Origin of the sequence: Duganella dendranthematis (genome assembly GCF_012849375.1) — a bacterium.
Lineage (GTDB): Bacteria > Pseudomonadota > Gammaproteobacteria > Burkholderiales > Burkholderiaceae_D > Rugamonas > Rugamonas dendranthematis.
Window position 1 is genome coordinate 2,766,758 of record NZ_CP051684.1, and the last position, 18,730, is coordinate 2,785,487.

General features: G+C 63.0%; 16 protein-coding genes and 4 tRNA genes. 16 read left to right on the top strand and 4 right to left on the bottom strand.

Annotation, left to right across the window (positions count from 1 at the left end):
• The first annotated feature begins 33 nt into the window (after positions 1-33).
• From HH213_RS12685 to HH213_RS12700, 4 genes are all read left to right on the top strand, one after another.
• Positions 34-927, top strand: coding sequence for a LysR family transcriptional regulator (locus HH213_RS12685; protein ID WP_308494537.1), 894 nt, complete (start codon positions 34-36; stop codon positions 925-927).
• Positions 928-967: 40 nt separating this feature from the next.
• Entirely contained in the window at positions 968-2,464 is a 1,497-nt protein-coding gene (locus HH213_RS12690; protein ID WP_229263415.1) for a S41 family peptidase, read from the top strand.
• A 69-nt stretch (positions 2,465-2,533) separates the two neighbouring features.
• The gene (locus HH213_RS12695; protein ID WP_169112477.1) at positions 2,534-4,309 is read left to right on the top strand and encodes a M14 family metallopeptidase; all 1,776 of its coding nucleotides are present in this window, start codon (positions 2,534-2,536) and stop codon (positions 4,307-4,309) included.
• Positions 4,310-4,419: 110 nt separating this feature from the next.
• A complete protein-coding gene (locus HH213_RS12700) occupies positions 4,420-4,965 on the top strand; it encodes a trimeric intracellular cation channel family protein (RefSeq protein ID WP_229263463.1) in 546 nt (181 codons plus the stop codon).
• A 13-nt stretch (positions 4,966-4,978) separates the two neighbouring features.
• Here the strand turns inward: HH213_RS12700 and ttcA are convergent, their stop codons facing one another.
• From ttcA to HH213_RS12715, 3 genes are read right to left on the bottom strand one after another with little or no spacing between them, the layout of a single operon-like run.
• Positions 4,979-5,905: a tRNA 2-thiocytidine(32) synthetase TtcA gene (ttcA, locus tag HH213_RS12705; RefSeq protein ID WP_169112479.1), complete on the bottom strand. Its 927-nt coding sequence runs from the start codon at positions 5,903-5,905 to the stop codon at positions 4,979-4,981.
• On the bottom strand, positions 5,902-6,300 hold the full coding sequence (locus HH213_RS12710; RefSeq protein ID WP_110846308.1) for a dihydroneopterin aldolase: 399 nt from the start codon (positions 6,298-6,300) through the stop codon (positions 5,902-5,904). Before HH213_RS12710 ends, ttcA begins: the two co-directional genes overlap by 4 nt.
• 23 nt (positions 6,301-6,323) lie before the next feature.
• Entirely contained in the window at positions 6,324-7,109 is a 786-nt protein-coding gene (locus tag HH213_RS12715) for an SDR family oxidoreductase (protein ID WP_169112480.1), read from the bottom strand.
• A 24-nt stretch (positions 7,110-7,133) separates the two neighbouring features.
• Here HH213_RS12715 and HH213_RS12720 point away from each other — a divergent pair, with 24 nt between their 5' ends.
• The 3 genes from HH213_RS12720 to HH213_RS12730 all read left to right on the top strand — a co-directional run bounded on the left by HH213_RS12720 (position 7,134) and on the right by HH213_RS12730 (position 11,085).
• Positions 7,134-8,285 carry a class I SAM-dependent methyltransferase gene (locus HH213_RS12720; RefSeq protein WP_169112481.1) on the top strand — a complete coding sequence of 384 codons (1,152 nt, stop codon included), beginning with the start codon at positions 7,134-7,136 and terminating at the stop codon, positions 8,283-8,285.
• Between the two features lie 106 nt (positions 8,286-8,391).
• The gene (locus HH213_RS12725; RefSeq protein WP_169112482.1) at positions 8,392-9,423 is read left to right on the top strand and encodes a J domain-containing protein; all 1,032 of its coding nucleotides are present in this window, start codon (positions 8,392-8,394) and stop codon (positions 9,421-9,423) included.
• Between the two features lie 78 nt (positions 9,424-9,501).
• Complete coding sequence (locus HH213_RS12730; RefSeq protein WP_169112483.1) at positions 9,502-11,085, top strand: DUF3369 domain-containing protein; 1,584 nt, start codon at positions 9,502-9,504, stop codon at positions 11,083-11,085.
• An 11-nt stretch (positions 11,086-11,096) separates the two neighbouring features.
• On the opposite strand, the gene HH213_RS12735 is transcribed toward HH213_RS12730, so the two are convergent.
• On the bottom strand, positions 11,097-14,351 hold the full coding sequence (locus HH213_RS12735; RefSeq protein WP_169112484.1) for an EAL domain-containing protein: 3,255 nt from the start codon (positions 14,349-14,351) through the stop codon (positions 11,097-11,099).
• 196 nt (positions 14,352-14,547) lie between these two features.
• Here HH213_RS12735 and HH213_RS12740 point away from each other — a divergent pair.
• From HH213_RS12740 to rplA, 9 genes are all read left to right on the top strand, one after another.
• A tRNA-Tyr gene (locus HH213_RS12740) sits at positions 14,548-14,632 on the top strand.
• Positions 14,633-14,690: 58 nt separating this feature from the next.
• Positions 14,691-14,764: transfer RNA gene (locus tag HH213_RS12745), tRNA-Gly, on the top strand.
• Between the two features lie 47 nt (positions 14,765-14,811).
• Positions 14,812-14,886 (top strand) — tRNA-Thr (locus HH213_RS12750).
• Positions 14,887-14,971: 85 nt separating this feature from the next.
• Entirely contained in the window at positions 14,972-16,162 is a 1,191-nt protein-coding gene (gene tuf / locus HH213_RS12755) for an elongation factor Tu (RefSeq protein WP_110846314.1), read from the top strand.
• Between the two features lie 64 nt (positions 16,163-16,226).
• Positions 16,227-16,302: transfer RNA gene (locus HH213_RS12760), tRNA-Trp, on the top strand.
• A 35-nt stretch (positions 16,303-16,337) separates the two neighbouring features.
• Positions 16,338-16,721, top strand: a complete 384-nt coding sequence (secE, locus tag HH213_RS12765) for a preprotein translocase subunit SecE (protein WP_110846315.1) — start codon at positions 16,338-16,340, stop codon at positions 16,719-16,721.
• Positions 16,721-17,338 carry a transcription termination/antitermination protein NusG gene (gene nusG, locus HH213_RS12770; RefSeq protein ID WP_110846316.1) on the top strand — a complete coding sequence of 206 codons (618 nt, stop codon included), beginning with the start codon at positions 16,721-16,723 and terminating at the stop codon, positions 17,336-17,338. The genes secE and nusG overlap by 1 nt, the downstream gene beginning before the upstream one ends.
• 121 nt (positions 17,339-17,459) lie before the next feature.
• Positions 17,460-17,891, top strand: coding sequence for a 50S ribosomal protein L11 (rplK, locus tag HH213_RS12775; protein WP_090192334.1), 432 nt, complete (start codon positions 17,460-17,462; stop codon positions 17,889-17,891).
• A 2-nt stretch (positions 17,892-17,893) separates the two neighbouring features.
• Positions 17,894-18,592, top strand: a complete 699-nt coding sequence (gene rplA / locus HH213_RS12780; RefSeq protein WP_110846317.1) for a 50S ribosomal protein L1 — start codon at positions 17,894-17,896, stop codon at positions 18,590-18,592.
• Positions 18,593-18,730: the final 138 nt, after the last annotated feature.

Below are 18,730 nucleotides of genomic sequence, written 5' to 3' on the forward strand. Positions count from 1 at the left end.
ACAATAAGGTGAACAATGGACCGGTTAAAAGCGATGCAAACCTTTGTCCGCATCGTCGAGGCCAATAGCTACACCAAGGCCGCCGAGACGCTGGACCTGCCGCGCGCCGCGCTGACGGCCACCATCAAGAAGCTGGAAGCCTTTCTCGGCACCCAGCTGCTGCAGCGGACCACGCGCCGCCTGTCGCTGACGCCGGACGGCGCCGACTACTTCCGCAAGTGTCTGGAAATTCTACAGGCGGTAGAGGACGCTGAGAGTACCTATCGTGGCCAGGGCGCCGGTCCCCCACGTGGCAAGCTGCGGGTCGAATTGCCCGGTACTTTCGGCCGCAATGTGGTGATGCCGCATATCGCCGCCTTCTGCCGCCGCTATCCGGAGATCGACCTGGTGGTCAGCCTGAGCGACCGCGTGCGCGACCTGACCGAGGAGGGCGCCGACTGCGCGCTGCGCATCGGCGCCTTGCAGGATTCGGCGATGATCGGCCGGCCGCTGGGCAGCATGCGTTTTGTCACCTGCGCCGCGCCGTCGTATTTGCAGCAGCACGGCGTGCCGCAGGCATGGACCGATCTGGGCGAGCATCGCTGCGTGTCGCACTTTTCCGGCCGCACCGGGCGGCCGTTCGATTGGGACTTCATGGTTGACGGCCGCGTGGTCACCACCGAGGTGCGCAGCGCCATCGCCGTCAACGATGCCGAGGCCAGTATCAGCTGTGTACTGCAGGGCATGGGACTGGCGCAGGTGGCGCGGTATCAGGTGCGCGCGCATCTGACCAGCGGCACGCTGATCGAAGTGCTGGCCGCCACGCCGCCGACGCCGATGCCGGTGTCGCTGCTGTATCCGCAGGGGCGCATGGCGTCGCCGCGTTTGCGGGTTTTTGCCGAATGGCTGGCGGAGCAGGTGCGCCAGGACGCCGATTTGCAGTCATAATGCGCGGATGAGATTTCTAACTGTTTTGTCTTGCGCCGTCATGGCGGCAGTGTTGAGCGCCTGCGGCGGCGGGGCGTCGCCGCCGCCCCCCGTTACCGTCACGCCACCGGCCGAGCCACCGCCGCCTGTGACGCCGCCAGTGGTGGTGGAGCCGCCACCAGTCACGCCACCTGTCTCTCCACCGGTGATCACGCTGCCTGACTGGTACACGCTGTACAACCATTGCGAGCATCCAGCGACAGGCCAGACCCAAGGTACGCTGAACGATGAGCTGCACTGGGTGTACTCGTATGTCGACGAAGTCTATCTGTGGTACACCGAGCTGCCGAAGCTGAACATGGCGGATTACAAGACGCCGCTTGATTATTTCTCTGTCTTGAAGACGACTGCCGTCACACCTTCCGGCCGGGCCAAGGACCGCTTCCATTTCACCTATCCCACCGACGTGTGGGAAGCGATGAGCGGCGCCGGCGTGGAGCTGGGCTATGGCGTCACCTGGTCGCACACCGCCAGCGGTGTGCTGCCGCGGGTGTGGGCGGTGGCGATGGTGGAACCGGGGTCGCCGGCCGAGTCGGCGGGCCTGCGCCGCGGCGACGCGCTACTGTCGGTGAATGGGGTCGATATGCAGGACACCTCCACCGAGGGTGTGGCCGCCATTAACGCCGCCCTTGCGCCTGCCAAGGCTGGTGACAGTTACCCATTTGTGTTATCGCGTGGCGGCGTCTCGCAGCCGGTTACGCTGACCGCCGCCAAGGTGACGGCGGCGCCGGTGCAGAACTTCAAGTTGCTGGCGTCTGCCAGCGGCACCGTCGGCTATGTGCAATTCCATGATCACAATGCGGTGGCGGAGAGTCAGTTGGTGGACGCCTTCACCCGCTTCAAGAGCGCCGGCGTGTCCGATCTGGTGCTTGACATGCGCTACAACGGCGGCGGCTATCTGGTACTGGCCGCCGAATTGGCATATATGATCGCCGGTCCGGACACCACCAGGGGCAAAGTCTTCGAGCAGCTGCATCGCAACGACAAACAGCGGGTGCTGTCGCCGCAGCTTTTCGACGCGACAGCGGCTGGCCTGTCGCCCAAATTGATGGCGCGCGGTTCGGCGCTGCCCTACCTGGGGCTGAAGCGGGTCACGGTGCTGACAACGCCGGCCACTTGTTCGGCCAGCGAGTCGCTGGTCAACGGCTTGCGAGGTGCTGATATCGAGGTCACGCTGATCGGCGGCGAGACCTGTGGCAAACCATACGCGTTTACGCCGACACCCAACTGCGGCACCACTTATTTTTCGATTGAGATGCAGGGCGCGAACAACAAGGGCTTTGGCGACTACGCCGATGGCTTTGCGCCGACCTGCAAAGTGGACGACGATCTGGCGCACGAAATGGGCGACACTTCGGAAGGCATGCTGGCGGCGGCGCTGAACTACCGCGCCACTGGCGTGTGTCCGGCCACGCCGTTGCGCAACCGTAGTCTGAAGAGCAGTCCGTTGCAGGTGGAACGACCGCAAGGAAAGCAGATTGCGATACGCCTGCGCTAAGCACTATAATTTTCTCGCATCCGATGCCGGCACAGGCATCGGTCGATCAACCTCGCTGGAAGCCTCTCCATGATTCGTTCCGCCATACTGCTTGCCTTTGCCGCCACCTCCACGCTGGCCTTCGCCGCGCCTGCTCCCGTCACCGCACCGCTGACCACCATCTCCGAACGCTCCGGCTTCCAAAGCACCGGCCGTTATGATGAAGTGATCGCGCTGTGCGCGCAGTTCCAGAAAGCCTACCCGAAACAGGTGCGCTGCTTTGAATTCGGCCGCACGCCGGAAGGCCGGCCGATGCTGGCGCTGGCCGTCACCCGCACCGGCGCGCTGACCGCCGAGCAGGCGAAGAAGAAAGGCGTGCCGGTCATGCTGATCCAGGGCGGCATCCACGCCGGAGAAATCGACGGCAAGGACGCCGGCTTCCTGGCGCTGCGCGAAGCGCTCGAAGGCAAAGTGGCGCCGGGTGCGCTGGACAAGCAGGTGCTGTTGTTCGTCCCGGTGTTCAACGTCGATGGCCATGAGCGCTTTGGCAAGAACAACCGCCCGAACCAGCGCGGCCCGGTGGAAATGGGCTGGCGCGTCACGGCGCAGAACTACAACCTGAATCGCGACTACGTCAAAGCCGATGCGCCGGAAATGCAGGCCATGCTGGCGCTGGTCAACGCCTGGGATCCGCTGGCCTACGTCGACCTGCACGTGACCGACGGCGCCAAGTTCCAGCCGGACGTGTCGATCCAGGTGGAGCCGGTGCACGGCGGCGACGAGGCGCTGAAAGTGGCCGGCGCCGCCTTGCAGAACAATGTAATGGCGGACCTGAAGGCGCAAGGCTCGGACCCGAAACCGTATTACATCTCCTTCGCCAAGGAAGACGATCCGGCCTCCGGCTTTGTCGACAGCATGTCGACACCGCGCTTCTCGACCGGCTATTTCCCGATGCGTAACCGCTTCGCCATGCTGGTGGAAACCCATTCGTGGAAAGACTATCCGACCCGCGTGCGCATCACCCACAACACCATCGTCTCGCTGCTGTCGCAGGTGGCGCAGCATGGCCAGGAGTGGCAGAAGCTGACCCGTGACGCCGACGCGCGTGCGGTGGCGATGGGCGGCGGCGAGTTCCCGCTCAGCTATCGCACCACCTTCAACACCAAGACCATCCAGTTCGCCGGCTATGAATACACGCGCGAACATTCGGTGGTGTCCGGTGGTCTGTGGACCCGCTACGATGAGAGCAAGCCGCAGATGTGGACCGTGCCGCTGCGCGACGAAGTGGTGCCGGACCTGTGGATCAAGGCGCCGCAGGGCGGCTACATCGTGCCGCTGGCGCAGGCCGCGTGGGTCGGCGCCAAGCTGAAACAGCACGGCATCGAGTTCAAGGTGATCAAGGACGACCAGATGGCGGCCGAGGTGGAGACCTTCCGCGCCACCAAGACCAAGTTCGGCGCGCAGTCGTTCGAGGGGCACCAAACGCTGGCGGTGGAAGGTGACTGGGGCCGCGAACGCCGCGCGCTGACCAAGGGTTCGCTGTTCGTGCCGATCGCGCAGCCGAAGGCGCGGCTGGTGATGACCATGCTGGAGCCGCGCGGCGCCGATGGCCTGCTGGCCTGGGGCGAATTCAATAACGCCTTCGAGCGCAAGGAGTACATGGAGGAATACGTGGCCGAGGAAGTGGCGCGCGACCAGCTGGACGCCGATCCGGCGCTGCGCGCGGAATTCCAGAAGAAGCTGGACACCGAGCCTGACTTCGAAAAGAGTCCGCAGAAGCGATTGGAGTTCTTTGCCAAACGCCACGCCTCGTGGGATGAGCGCTACAACCTGTATCCAGTGCTGCGCACCGCACAGAAATACTGATCGCCGGCGGGGCTGCTAAGGCATAATGCCGCCTCTTTGATTTGAGGTGGCGTGTGCTTTATATTATTTATCTGGTGGCCATATCGGCCGAAGCGGCGTCCGGCGCCTTGATGGCGATGCGCCGCAAGATGGACTTGTTCGGGCTGGCGCTGGTCGGCACCGTGACGGCGCTGGGCGGCGGTTCGATCCGCGACGTGCTGCTCGGGCACTATCCGCTGGGCTGGGTGGCGCATCCGCAGTACCTGGCCATCACGGTCGGCGCGGCGATGGTGGCGGCGCTGATGGCGCGCTGGCTGGCGCGCTTCGAATCGGCCTTCCTGCTGCTGGACGCAATGGGACTGGTGGCGTTTTCCATCATCGGCTGCGACGTCGCCGCCACCACCGGCGCGCATGTGTCGGTGGTGATCCTGATGGGCATGATTACCGGTATCGCCGGCGGCCTGCTGCGCGACATCCTGTGCAACCAGGTGCCGCTGGTGCTCAAGCGCGACCTGTACGCCACCGTGGCGCTGCTGACCGGCGCGCTTTACATGGGTCAGCTGCACCTCGGCGTCGACCAGCATGTGGCGACGCTGGTGGCGCTGACGGTCGGCTTCTGCGTGCGGCTGCTGGCGATCCGGCTGGCGCTGACGCTGCCGGTGCTCAAGGAGCGCTAGTCGCCGTCGAAGGTCAGTCTTCGCGTTGCAGCGAAATGATGCCAGGCATGGTGCTTGGCGTCGAGCACGGCTCTTCGTCGAAGGCGATGTCGCCCAGCGGATTGGCCAGGCCGTCGGCTTTGATGTCCTTGAAGCCGAACAGGTCGCGGTCCAGCAGGTGCGACGGCACGACCGTCGCCATCGACGAGAAGATGTTTTCCACGCGGCCCGGATGCTTTTTCTCCCATTCGCGCAGCATGTTCTTGATCTGCTTGCGCTGCAGGTTTTCCTGCGAGCCGCACAGGTCGCACGGGATGATCGGGAAGCCTTTGACCGCGGCGTAGCGCTCGGTGTCTTCTTCCTTCACGTACGCCAGCGGACGGATCACCATGTGCTTGCCGTCGTCCGACACCAGCTTGGCCGGCATGCCTTTGATTTTCCCGCCGAAGAACATATTCAGGAAGAAGGTTTCCAGGATGTCGTCGCGGTGGTGGCCCAGCGCGATCTTGTTGCAGCCCAGTTCATCGGCCACGCGGTACAGGATGCCGCGGCGCAGGCGCGAGCACAGCGAGCAGGTGGTCTTGCCTTCCGGGATCAGGCGCTTGACGATGCTGTAGGTGTCCTGGTTTTCGATGTGGTACGCCACGCCCAGCTTGTCCAGGTAGGCCGGCAGGATATCGGCCGGGAAGTTCGGCTGTTTCTGGTCGAGGTTGACGGCGACGAGCTCGAAGTTGATCGGCGCGCGCTCGCGCAGCGTCATCAGGATGTCGAGCAGGGCGTACGAGTCCTTGCCGCCGGACAGGCAGACCATGACCTTGTCGCCGTCTTCAATCATGTTGAAGTCGCCGATGGCCTGACCGACCAGGCGGCACAAACGCTTGTGCAGCTTGTTGTTTTCGTGGGCGATTTTTTCAGCGCTCTTCACACTGAGCGTGTCCTTGTCGTCGATAACGGCGTTCATGCTGCTTCCTTGATCTTGAATACTTCAACGCCAACGCCTTCGCAATCCGGATAGACGTCGGGCTTCATGGTGGAGACGCGCGCCGCGCGCACGCTCGGGTGTTCCAGCATCGCGCGGACGATGTCGTCGCACAGGGTTTCCTGCAGCTGCACGTGGCCGCGCGCCATGCGCTTGGCGATGGTGTCGCGGATGAAGTCGTAGTCGACCACTTCGTCCAGCTGGTCGTGGGTGGGCGACGACAGCGCCAGCGGGATGTACAGGTCGACGTTGATCAGCAGACGCTGCTCGCCTTTTTTCTCGAACTCGTAGACGCCGATGTTGATCATGACTTCGTAGTTGCGCAGGAACAGGCGGCGGCAGTCGTTCAGTTGCGGGTGAATCAGGGCGGACAGCATGGGGAACCTTTTTTCGATTAAATTTATTTGGCCAAAAACATGACGTCGCGCGGCAGCGGCTGCAAGTGCTGGCCGCCGTCGACCAGCAACGTGGCGCCGGTCAGCGCGCGCGCCGAGGCGGCGTAGACCACGCTGTCGGCGATGTCGTCCGGCGTGCTGGAACGGCCCAGCGGCGTTTGCTGGTGCGCGTTGGCGAAACCGGCTTCGGTCTGGTCGCCGGACACCATGGTGATGCCCGGCGCGATGCCGACCACCCGCAGTTTCGGCGCCAGTTGCTGCGCCAGCATGGTGGTGGCGGTGTGCAGCGCAGCCTTGGACAGGGTGTACGACAAAAAATCAGGATTGAGATTGTACAGCTTCTGGTCCAGCAGATTGATGACGGCGGCCTGGGCGCCTTCCGGCGTGGCCGCGTGCAGCGCCTGCGCCAGCAGGATCGGCGCGGCGACGTTGGCGTGCATGTGGGCGTCGAGCCGGGCGTAGCTGAAGTCGTCGGCGCTGTCGTAGTCGAACAGCGAGGCGTTGTTGACCACGCACTGCACGCCGCCCAGCGCCGCCGCCGCGCGCGGCAGCAGTTGGCGCACCGCCGCCTCGTCGGCCAGGTCGCATTGCAGCGCCACGGCGCGGCGGCCCAGCGCGATGATCTCGGCGGCGACGGCGGCCGCTTCGCTGGCCGAGGCGCGGTAATGCACCGCCACGTCCCAGCCGGCGCGCGCCAGCCCGAGCGCGATGGCGCGGCCGATGCGGCGTCCGGCGCCGGTGACCAGGGCCACGCGTGGCGCGGCAGTTGAATTGTCCTGTGCTGTCATCATGTTTGAACTGGATATAATGCCGGGATGTCCTTACCCGTACCTTCTAGCGACGCGCTGGCCGCGTCCCACGCCCTGCAGCAGCTGATCGCCGCCGACATTGAGCACAATGGCGGCGCCATTTCCTTCGCCCGCTATATGGAACTGGCGCTGTATGCGCCCGGCCTGGGCTATTACAGCGGCGGTTCCGCCAAGCTGGGAAAAGATGGCGATTTTACAACCGCTCCCGAGCTGTCGCCCTTGTTCGGCGCAGCGCTGGCGCGGGTTGCAGCCGCTATTATCGCCCAAAGCGCGCCGAACATCCTCGAATTCGGCGCCGGCACCGGCAAGCTGGCGTTCGACATCCTGAGCGAGCTGCGCGCCGCCGGCGTCAAAGTGGACGCGTATTATATTGTCGAGCTGTCCGGCGAACTGCGCGGGCGCCAGCAGGACAAGCTGCGCGATTTCCCGCAGGTGGTGTGGCTGGACGCCTTGCCGGCCGCGTTCGACGGCGTTGTATTCGGCAACGAAGTGCTGGATGCGATGCCGGTCGAGCTGGTGATCAAGCATCCGGATGGTTGGCAGGCCTTGCAGGTGACGGTGGCCGACGGCCGCTTCCAGTATCTGGAAACGCCGGCCAGTCCGGCGCTGCTGGCGCAGGTGGCGCGCCAGATCCCGGAACACGAATTGCTGCCAGCCGGCTATGTGACCGAGCTGCACGGCGTGGCGTGCGGCTTCATGGCGACGCTGGCGCGCATGCTGGACCAGGGCAAGGCCAACGCCGCCTTCCTGTTCGACTACGGCTTCCCGGCGCACGAGTATTACTTCGACCAGCGTGTGACCGGCACCCTGATGTGCCATTACCGCCACCATGCGCATCCGGACCCGTTCTACTATCCGGGCCTTCAGGACATCACCGCCCACGTTGATTTCACGGCGATGGCGCTGGCGGCGCAGGAGGCCGGCATCGACGTGCTGGGCTACCTCAACCAGTCCGGCTTCCTGCTCGGCGCCGGCATCGGCGAATTGCTGCTGCGCACCGATCCGGCCGATGCGATGGCGTATCTGCCGCAGGCGCGGGCCATGCAAAAGCTGGTGTCGCCGGCGGAAATGGGCGAGCTGTTCAAGGTGCTGGTGGTCGGCAAAGGCGTAGAATTACCGGAAGCGATTGTCCTGCAGGACCGCACTCACCGGCTGTAGACAAAAAAGCACATTGGATGGAAAAGCAAGCCAATTCATTGTCTGCTCTGCGGGTTGCATGCGCTAAGATGGGCTATGATGATTGATTCTGCGTCGATTTCCAGCTATGGCCAAGATTCACACCCACTATGACAACCTGAAAGTGTCGCGTATGGCGCCGCAGGAGGTCATACGTGCCGCCTACAAAGCGCTCAGCCAAAAATACCATCCGGATAAGAACCCGGGGGATGAGAAGGCTGCCCGCATCATGGCCATCCTCAACAGCGCCTACGAGACCCTGTCCGACGCCCAGCGCCGCAAGGAGCATGACGAGTGGATCACCTCGGAGGAATGGGAAATCGAGTGGCTGGAAAGCACCCGCCACGAAGACGGCCACGGTCCCCGAGGCGACAAGCATAAGCACGACGCCAACTGGCATCCGGAACACGTCAACGACACCGTGGTCAAGCGCGGCCGCCGGCCCGGCTGGCGCACCTGGGCCGGACTGGCGGCCTGCCTGGCGCTGGGCTGGATCGGCGGCGCCACCATGGTGGCCGAGCCGCAGCTGATGGGCAGCCTCAGCAGTGCATGGGGCGGCAAGGGCGGCATCAACGCCAATGCCGCCACGCCCGAGACGGCGGCGCGCCGCGGCGCGCGCGAGGCGCGTGCCGACAGCCGCAGCGAAGAGTCCGATGCCTGGGCCACCGTGCGGCTGGCCGATGCGCATGCGGGCAAGACGGCGCCGATCAAGGTGGTGACCGCCTCGCAGGTGGTGTTACCGGGCGCCGGCGCCGAGTGCGACAGCGAAACCCCGACCCAAACCCTGCTCGCGCCCAACGGCGAACCGTGGCCGTCCCGTTCCGGCTATATGGAAGGTTTCCCGGTTGGCAACCGCGGCGACGATATGCAGCTGATGCTGGACAACGCCAGCAACGGCTCGGCGGTGTTCATCAAGGTCTACGACCTCGACCGTCGCTCGAATGTGCGCTACGCCTATGTGCAGGCGCACGACAAGCTGCTGGTCGACAAGCTGGCCAACGGCAAGTACGAAATCCGCTACCAGAACCTGGATGCCGCCGCCAATCCGGGCGCGTGCGGCGCGGCCAGCCGCACGGCGGCCGCCAGCGTGGAAGCAGGGGCGTCACCCGTCAGCAACTAGTGCGGCAATGCAGCTTCGATAAGAGTTGTCACAGGGTGGGAATCTGATTATCCTGAAGGTAACAACAGGAGATTGCGTATGACCGATTCCAACGCCGCAGACGACAACTGGCTGATCGACGAAGACGAAGACGAGCTTCCAGCCAGCGGTCTCGGCGCCCCGGACCAGCGTTTGTGGCGCGTGCTGATCGTTGATGACGATGTCGACGTCCATGCCGTCACCCGGCTGGCGCTGCGCAATGTCAGCTTCAAGGGCCGCGAGCTGGAACTGTTTTCCGCCTACAGCGGGCGCGAAGCGTTCGAAATCCTGCGCGACACGCCGGACATCGCGCTGGTGCTGCTGGACGTGGTGATGGAAACCGACGACGCCGGCCTGATCCTGGCGCGGCGCATCCGCGAAGAGCTGCACAACGCCATCGTGCGGGTGGTGCTGCGCACCGGCCAGCCGGGCCAGGCGCCCGAGCAGCGCGTGATCATCGAATACGACATCAACGACTACAAGGCCAAGACCGAGCTGACCACGCAGAAGCTGTTCACCACGGTGATTTCGGCGCTGCGCGCGTACGAAAGCCTGAACATGCTGGAGCGCAGCCGCATCGGGCTGGGCAAGATCCTGGCCGGCGCCACCAATCTGTACCAGATCCATTCGCTGCGCGAGTTCGCCTCGGGCGTGCTGAACCAGGTGAGCGCGATTCTGGACGTCGGCTCCGACGGCGTGCTGTGCCTGATGCAGGGCGACACCGGCGTCACCACCGTGGTGGCCGCCACCGGCCACTATTCCGCGCTCAACGAGGCCGAGCTGATGCCGACCGGCCATCCGCTGTGGCCGACCATCGCCAAGGCGTTTGCCGAGAAAAAATCGCAGTTCGAGCATCCCGCCAACGTGCTGTTCATCCATACGCAGGAAAACCGCGAGGTGGCGATTTCGGTCACGCCGCCGTGGCCGCTGGCGCAGATCCAGCGCGATCTGCTGGAAGTGTTCTGCCAGCGGATTGCCGCCGCGTTCGACAACCTGTATATGTTCGGCCAGCTGCGCAAGGCGCAGGAAGCCACCGTGGTGGCGCTGGCCGACCTGGCCGAGTTCCGCGACAAGGGCACCGGCGGCCATGTGCGGCGGGTGCAACTGCTGTCGTCGTCGCTGGCGCAGCGGCTGCAGGCGCGCGGCGCCTATCCGGACGAGGTGACGCCGCAGCTGCTGGAAATGATTGGCCTGGCGTCGATCCTGCACGACGTCGGCAAGGTGGCGACGCCGGATCACATCCTGCTCAAGCCCGGCATCCACACGCCGGAAGAGCGCAGCGAGATGCAGCAGCACGCGGCGGTGGGGCAGACCATCCTGGAGCGGGCGTCCAAAATGGTCGACGGCGTCAGCTACCTGACATATGGCGCGCAGATCGCCGGCGGCCACCACGAGCATTGGGATGGCAACGGCTATCCGAATCAGCTGAAGGAGCGGGCGATCCCGATCGCGGCGCGGATCGTGGCGGTGGTGGATGTGTTCGACTCGCTGCTGCACGAGCGCCCGTACAAGGAGCCGTGGCCGCATACCGAAGCGGTCAACTACATCAAGGAGCGCGCCGGCAAGCAGTTCGATCCGGAAGTGGTGGCCGCGCTGCTGGACATGATCGAGCGCGACCCCAGCGTCGGCCGCACCCCAGAATAAAATCCCCGGATTTAGGCGGGGATTTCGGCGGTGCGGACCATGGCTTCGAATTGCGCGACCGGCATCGGGCGGGCGAACAGGTAGCCCTGGGCTTCGTCGCATTGCTTGGCGCGCAGGAAGTCGCGCTGGGCTTCGGTTTCTACGCCTTCGGCAATCACTTCCAGTCCTAGCGAGTGCGCCAGCGCAATGGTGGCGGCGACGATGACGGCGTCGTTCGGGTCGCTCTCGATATCCTTCACGAAACCGCGGTCGATCTTGATGCGGTCGATCTCAAACAGCTTCAGGTAGCTCAGCGATGAGTAACCGGTACCGAAGTCGTCAATCGCGACCTTGATGCCGCGCGAACGCAGTTCGATCAGCAGCGCGCGGCTGCGTTCCGGGTCCTGCATCGCCGCCGATTCGGTGATTTCCAATTCCAGCAAGGCCGGGTCGATGCCGTGGCTGTGCAGCATGCGGTCCAGGTGCGGCAGCAGGCCCGGCCCATGGCACTGGCGCGCCGACAGATTGACCGCCAGCCGCAGATGCGACAGCCCCGGCGCCCGCCACGCGTGCAGTAGCGTGCAGGCGCGTTGCAGCACCCAGTCGCCCAGCGGAATGATCAGGCCGGATTCCTCGGCGATCGGGATGAAGCGGTCCGGTCCCACCATGCCCAGCTCCGGATGGTGCCAGCGCAGCAGCGCTTCGGCGCCGATGATGCGCTGCGTCGCCAGTTCGATCTGCGGTTGCAGGTATAGTTCGAATTCGTTCTGCTCCAGCGCCTGCCACAGGCGGTTTTCCAGCATCAGGCGCTCGTGGGTGGCGCTGTTCATTTCTTCCGAGAAGAACTGGAAGTTGCCGCGTCCCTCGCTCTTGGCGGCGTACATGGCGGTGTCGGCGTGGCGCATCAGGGTGCCGGCGTCTTCGCCGTCGGTCGGGAACATGGCGACGCCGACGCTGGCGCCGCTGTGCACGGTCTTGCCGTTCAGGTGGTACGGCGCGGTCAGGGCGTCGACGATGCGCACGGCGATGTTGGAGGCCTCGTCCGGCGTGATCGCGCCGTCGGTGACGACAATGAATTCGTCGCCGCCCAGGCGGGCGATGGTGTCGACTTCGCGCAGCAGTTCCTGCAGCCGCTGCGAGACGGCGATCAGCAGCATGTCCCCGGTTTCGTGGCCGTGGGTGTCGTTGATTTTCTTGAAGTGGTCGAGGTCGATGAACAGTACCGCCGCCATGCCGCCGCTGCGGCGCGTCTGCGCCAGCAACTGCTCCAGCCGCAGATTCAGCGACAGGCGGTTGGCCAGCCCGGTCAGCGTATCGTGGTGGGCCAGGCGGTGGATGCGTTCCTGCGCCAGGTGCTGTTCGGTCAGGTCGTGCAGAATGGCAACGAACAGGTGCTCGTCCGGCAGTTCCACTTCCGACACCGACATCGCCAGCGGGAATTCGCTGCCATCGCTGCGCCAGCCGGGCAGTTCGTATTCGTGGGTGACGCCGCAGGCGATCATGCGCAGCAGGCCGGTCGCGTCGAGGCCCGCCGCTTCGCCAACGCCGACCGGAATCAGCTTGTCCAGCGGCAACGTGGCCATCTTCTCGGGGGCGTAGCCGAACAGGCGGCCGGCGGCGGCGTTGGCCGACATCAGCGCGCCGTTGCTGTCGATGGTGAGGATGGCGTCGGCCGCCTTGTTCAGAATCGCTTGCAGGCGCGCTTCGCGCTGGCGCAGGCGCGAGGTGGAGTCTTTCACTTCGGCCTGGATGCGGGCGCGTTCGCCGCTGATCAGCATCATCAAGGTGCCCAGCAGGCCGGTCAGCAGCAGGCCGCAGGTCAGCACGGTCCAGCTTTGCCAGCCGCGCTGCTGTTGCAGGTAGGCCGGGGTCGGCGCCAGCGTCAGTTCGTAGATGCGGCCGCCGAAATGCAGCTGGCGCTGGAAGTCGCCCGGCTGCAGTTGGCGTTGCAGCGTGTCCTGCACCAGGCGGTGCGGGCCGTCGTCGTCGGTGTCTTCAAAGCGCAGCAGGAAGTAGGGGAACTCGGAGCGTTTCAGCGCCTGATTCAGGTAGGCGTCGAACTGCATCGAGATCAGCAGCGAGCCGACTGCTTGCCGGTGGCTGCTGGGCGGGTAGACGGTTTGCAGCAGCAGCAGGCCGGTGCTGCGCGCGCCGGGGATCAGTTGCAGCGGCGCGGTGGCGGTCGGCTGGCCGGACTGGATGGCGCGTTCCAGCGCGGCGCGGCGTTGCGGGTCGTGCAGGAAGTCGAGGCCGAGATAGACGCGGCTGAATTCTGGTTCGATGAAGGTGGAGACGAAGTAGCGCTCGCGCTGGTTGGACACCAGGAAATCGCCGGCCGGGTTGCGTTCGCGGATGGCGTAGTCGGGGGCGACGTGCTGGCGCGCCCACGCTTCGAAGGCGTTGCGTTCACTGCCGGCCACCGGCGTCAGCCAGGCCATCGACATCAGTTCGGGGCGCTGGTCGAGGTAGCCGTGCGCCAGGTTGCCGAAGTCTTCGGCGTTGATGCTGCGGCGCGGGTCGTTGAGGGCCTTGGCCATGGCGTAGATGAAGCGCTCGTGCTCGCTGAATTGCGCTTGCAGCAGGTCGCCGGTCTGCTGCGCCTTCAGGCGGAAGGTCTGCATCTGCTGGTTGTTTTCCCAGCGGTCGGCCTGCAGGTAGATGGCGATGAAGGCGGCGGCCGACAGCACCAGCGGCAGCCCCACCAGCAGGCGGCGCCGCGCCCACAGCGCGCGCGGGCGGCCGATGACGATCCAGGTCAGCGGCGCCGCCAACAGGATGCCGATGGTGTCGCCCATCCACCACGCCAGCCAGTCGGTGGTGACGGTGTCGCGTTGCAGGATGCCCATCGCCATCAGGCCGGACACCGAGATGGTGCTCGACACCAGCGTGACGCACGCCGCCAGCAGGATGAAGCGCACCACGTCGCGGCCGGAGCCGATGGTCTGGTCGATGTAGCGGCCGAACAGGGTGCTGCCGGCCCACGCCTGCAGGGCGGCGCCGACCGCCGGCGCGCAGGCGCCCAGCACGTCGGCGCTGGTGATGCCGGTGGCGCTGAGCGAGGGGTAGACCAGGTTGACCGCCAGCGAGCCGAGCGCCACGCCCGGCAGCAGGCGGGCGCCGCCGACCACGCAGGCGGCCAGGGCGATTCCGGCGGGCAGGAAGATGGGGGAGGCGTAGCCGGGCGGCAGCGCCAGCAGCAGGCCCAGGCGGCCAGTGAGGAAATATACGACCCACAGGGCCAGATTGGCGAACAGCAGGGTAGGCCAGCGGCCGCTTCGATTGTTCAAACGCAGGGCTCCAGGAGTCTCATTGGTTCAATCGATTGTATAGGAAAACATGCAACATAAAAACAACACTTGCACTTTTGCAGTTGGGGAGTTTAAAATCTCGCCCCGAAGCAGACGAACTGTGAACACTGCACCGATGAGGTGAAAAAAGCGTTGACGGTTTGCGAAAATTGCTTCATACTCTGCGGTTCCTCGCGGAGGGGTGGCCGAGTGGTTAAAGGCGACGGACTGTAAATCCGTTCTCTCAGAGTACACTGGTTCGAATCCAGTCCCCTCCACCAAGTTTTTGCAAGAAGACTGAGTGGCGCAGTAAAGTGAAATGAATTGAACCAATACCTCGCGGGTGTAGCTCAATGGTAGAGCTGAAGCCTTCCAAGCTTATGACGAGGGTTCGATTCCCTTCACCCGCTCCAGTGTTGTTGCAGTCTGGTGTGCAAACACCAAAAAGTAGTTCAAACAAGCCCTTTTAGCTCAGTGGTAGAGCACTCCCTTGGTAAGGGAGAGGCCACGTGTTCAATCCACGTAAAGGGCACCAGAATTCGCAGTACGCAGTACGGCAGCACTATCAAGACAGTCGGGCAGGGTTCCCTGCCAATCACACAAATCGTTAGGAGTCTAAAATGGCAAAAGAGAAATTCGAGCGGACCAAGCCGCACGTTAACGTCGGCACCATCGGCCACGTCGACCACGGCAAGACCACCCTGACCGCTGCGATCGCTACCGTTCTGTCGAAAAAATTCGGCGGCGAAGCTAAAGCTTACGACCAGATCGATGCAGCACCAGAAGAAAAAGCACGCGGCATTACCATCAACACCGCACACGTCGAGTACGAAACCGCCGCACGTCACTACGCTCACGTTGACTGCCCAGGCCACGCCGACTACATCAAAAACATGATTACCGGTGCAGCGCAGATGGACGGCGCGATCCTGGTTTGCTCCGCCGCTGACGGCCCAATGCCACAGACCCGCGAGCACATCCTGCTGGCCCGTCAGGTTGGCGTGCCATACATCGTCGTGTTCCTGAACAAATGCGACCTGGTGGATGACGAAGAGCTGCTGGAACTGGTTGAAATGGAAGTGCGTGAGTTGCTTTCGAAATACGAGTTCCCAGGCGACGACCTGCCAATCATCAAAGGTTCGGCACGTAAAGCACTGGACGGCGACACCGGCCCACTGGGCGAGCAAGCCATCATGGCCCTGGCCGATGCACTGGACAGCTACATCCCTACGCCAGAGCGCGCAGTCGATGGCGCCTTCCTGATGCCAGTGGAGGACGTGTTCTCGATCTCGGGTCGCGGCACCGTGGTAACCGGTCGTGTTGAGCGCGGTATCATCAAAGTCGGCGAAGAGATCGAAATCGTCGGTATCGTTGACACCGTCAAAACCACCTGCACCGGCGTGGAAATGTTCCGCAAACTGCTGGACCAGGGTCAAGCAGGCGACAACGTTGGTCTGCTGCTGCGCGGCACCAAGCGTGAAGACGTGCAACGTGGTCAAGTTCTGGCAAAACCAGGCTCGATCAAGCCGCACAACCACTTCACCGGCGAGATCTACGTGCTGTCGAAAGACGAAGGCGGTCGTCACACTCCGTTCTTCAACAACTATCGTCCACAGTTCTACTTCCGTACGACTGACGTGACCGGTTCGATCGAACTGCCACAGGACAAAGAAATGGTTATGCCAGGCGATAACGTGTCGATCACCGTCAAGCTGATCAACCCGATCGCGATGGAAGAAGGTCTGCGCTTCGCAATCCGCGAAGGTGGCCGTACCGTAGGCGCAGGCGTCGTTGCCAAGATCCTGGCCTAATAGGATATGAGATTGCCACCCGGGTGTCCGGGTGGTATAATCGCGATCCTTTGTAGTTTTATGTAGGGGCGTAGCTCAATTGGCAGAGCGTCGGTCTCCAAAACCGAAGGTTGGGGGTTCGAGGCCCTCCGCCCCTGCCACCGAATCTGGTGCAGGGCACCGAAAGTAAATATAAATGTCTAATCAATCCGTGCAGACCGTCAGCACGTCGAATGACAAGATTAAGGTTGTACTGGCGATCGCCATTGCAATCGTGGGCGTGATAGGGTTCTATTACCTGTCGGACAAACCAGCTCTGGTACGCGCAGGCGCACTTGTGGCTGGTTTGGCTTTTGCCGTTTTGATCTTGTGGACTTCGTCGACTGGCCGTGATTTCCTGAATTTTGCCAAAGAAGCCGTCCGCGAGACGAAGAAGGTCGTGTGGCCGACCCGTCGCGAGGCGACCCAGATCACGGGCATCGTGTTTGCCTTTGTGCTGGTGATGGCAGTGTTCCTGTGGGGCACGGATAAGACCTTGGAATTCCTGTTGTACGACGTCATTCTGGGCATACGAAAATAATGAGCGAAAACGTGCAAGATGATGCGACCGGTGAAATCCCGGTCGAAGCCGCTCAAGAAGCGGCGCCCGTCAGCGTACCAGTAAGCAACAAGCGCTGGTACGTTGTGCATGCGTACTCCGGCATGGAAAAAAGCGTGCAGCGCGCGCTGACCGAGCGCGTTGAACGCGCCGGCATGCAAGAACAGTTTGGCCAGATCCTGGTGCCGACCGAAGAAGTGGTCGAAGTGCGCAATGGCCAGAAATCGGTCACCGAGCGTCGTTTCTTCCCTGGCTACGTGCTGGTCGAGATGGAAATGACCGACGAAACCTGGCACCTGGTGAAAAACACCAGCAAAGTGACCGGCTTCATCGGCGGCAAATCGAACAAGCCGACGCCGATCCCGGCGCGCGAGATCGACAAGATCATGCAGCAGATGCAAGAAGGCGTCGAGAAGCCACGGCCGAAGGTGCTGTACGAAGTGGGCGAGCAAGTCCGCATCAAGGATGGTCCGTTCACCGACTTCAACGGCAATGTCGAGGAAGTCAACTACGAGAAATCGAAAGTGCGCGTCTCGGTCACCATTTTTGGCCGCGCCACACCAGTCGAACTCGAATTCGGCCAGGTCGAAAAAGTCTAAATACCGTTCGCCAGAGCGGGCGACGGTGTCAAAACCCTAGTGCATCTGGCAAAAGAGGAGCCCCGCCCTGCAGCATACGCAGTGTGGGGCGCTACTACTCATATCCAAGATAGGAGCCATCATGGCAAAGAAAATCATTGGTTTTATCAAGCTGCAAGTGCCAGCTGGTAAAGCAAACCCATCCCCACCGATCGGCCCAGCGCTGGGTCAGCGCGGTCTGAACATCATGGAATTCTGCAAAGCGTTCAACGCGCAGACCCAAGGTATGGAACCAGGCATGCCGATCCCAGTCGTGATCACCGCTTTCGCCGACAAATCGTTCACCTTCGTCATGAAGACGCCACCAGCGACCTTCCTGATCAAGAAACATTCGGGCATCACCAAAGGTTCGCCGAAGCCACATACCGACAAAGTCGGTAAGCTGACCCGCGCCCAGGCCGAAGAAATCGCGAAACTGAAAACCCCTGATCTGACCGCTGCCGACCTGGATGCTGCTGTACGCACCATCGCTGGTTCCGCACGTTCGATGGGCATTACCGTGGAAGGTGTGTAATCATGGCAAAACTGTCCAAACGCGCAAAAGCTATCAAAGCTAAAGTGGATACCACCAAGAACTACTCGTTCGACAACGCTGTTGCTCTGATCAAAGAACTGGCTACCGCCAAGTTCAATGAATCGATCGACGTGTCGGTCCAACTGGGCGTGGATCCGAAGAAATCGGACCAGGTTGTGCGTGGTTCCGTCGTGCTGCCAGCTGGCACCGGCAAAACCGTTCGCGTAGCTGTGTTCGCTTCGGGCGACAAAGCCGAAGCTGCTAAAGCCGCTGGCGCCGACGTCGTCGGTATGGAAGACCTGGCCGAGCGCGTCAAAGCCGGCGACATGCCTTTCGATATCGTCATCGCTTCGCCAGACACCATGCGTATCGTTGGTACCCTGGGTCAGATCCTGGGCCCACGCGGCCTGATGCCTAACCCGAAAGTCGGCACCGTTACCCCTGACGTCGCTACCGCCGTGAAAAACGCGAAAGCCGGCCAGGTTCAGTACCGTACCGACAAAGCCGGTATCATCCACGCGACCATCGGCCGCAAATCGTTCGCTGACGCTGATCTGAAGAGCAACCTGGTTGCCCTGATCGACGCGCTGAACAAAGCCAAGCCAGCCTCGTCGAAAGGCGTGTACCTGCGCAAGGTTTCGCTGTCGTCGACCATGGGCGCTGGCGTCCGTGTTGACCAGGCTACCCTGGCTGCTGCCTAAGTTTTAAGTATTAAGTCCTTGTGCCCTCGGGCATGAGGCAGTTCTTTGGGATGGCTGCTGTTTCGGCAGCAGCCGCAATCAAAGACCGTTGGGCCAGGTGCATCAGGTAGGCATCCGGTTAATTGAATGTTTCACCCA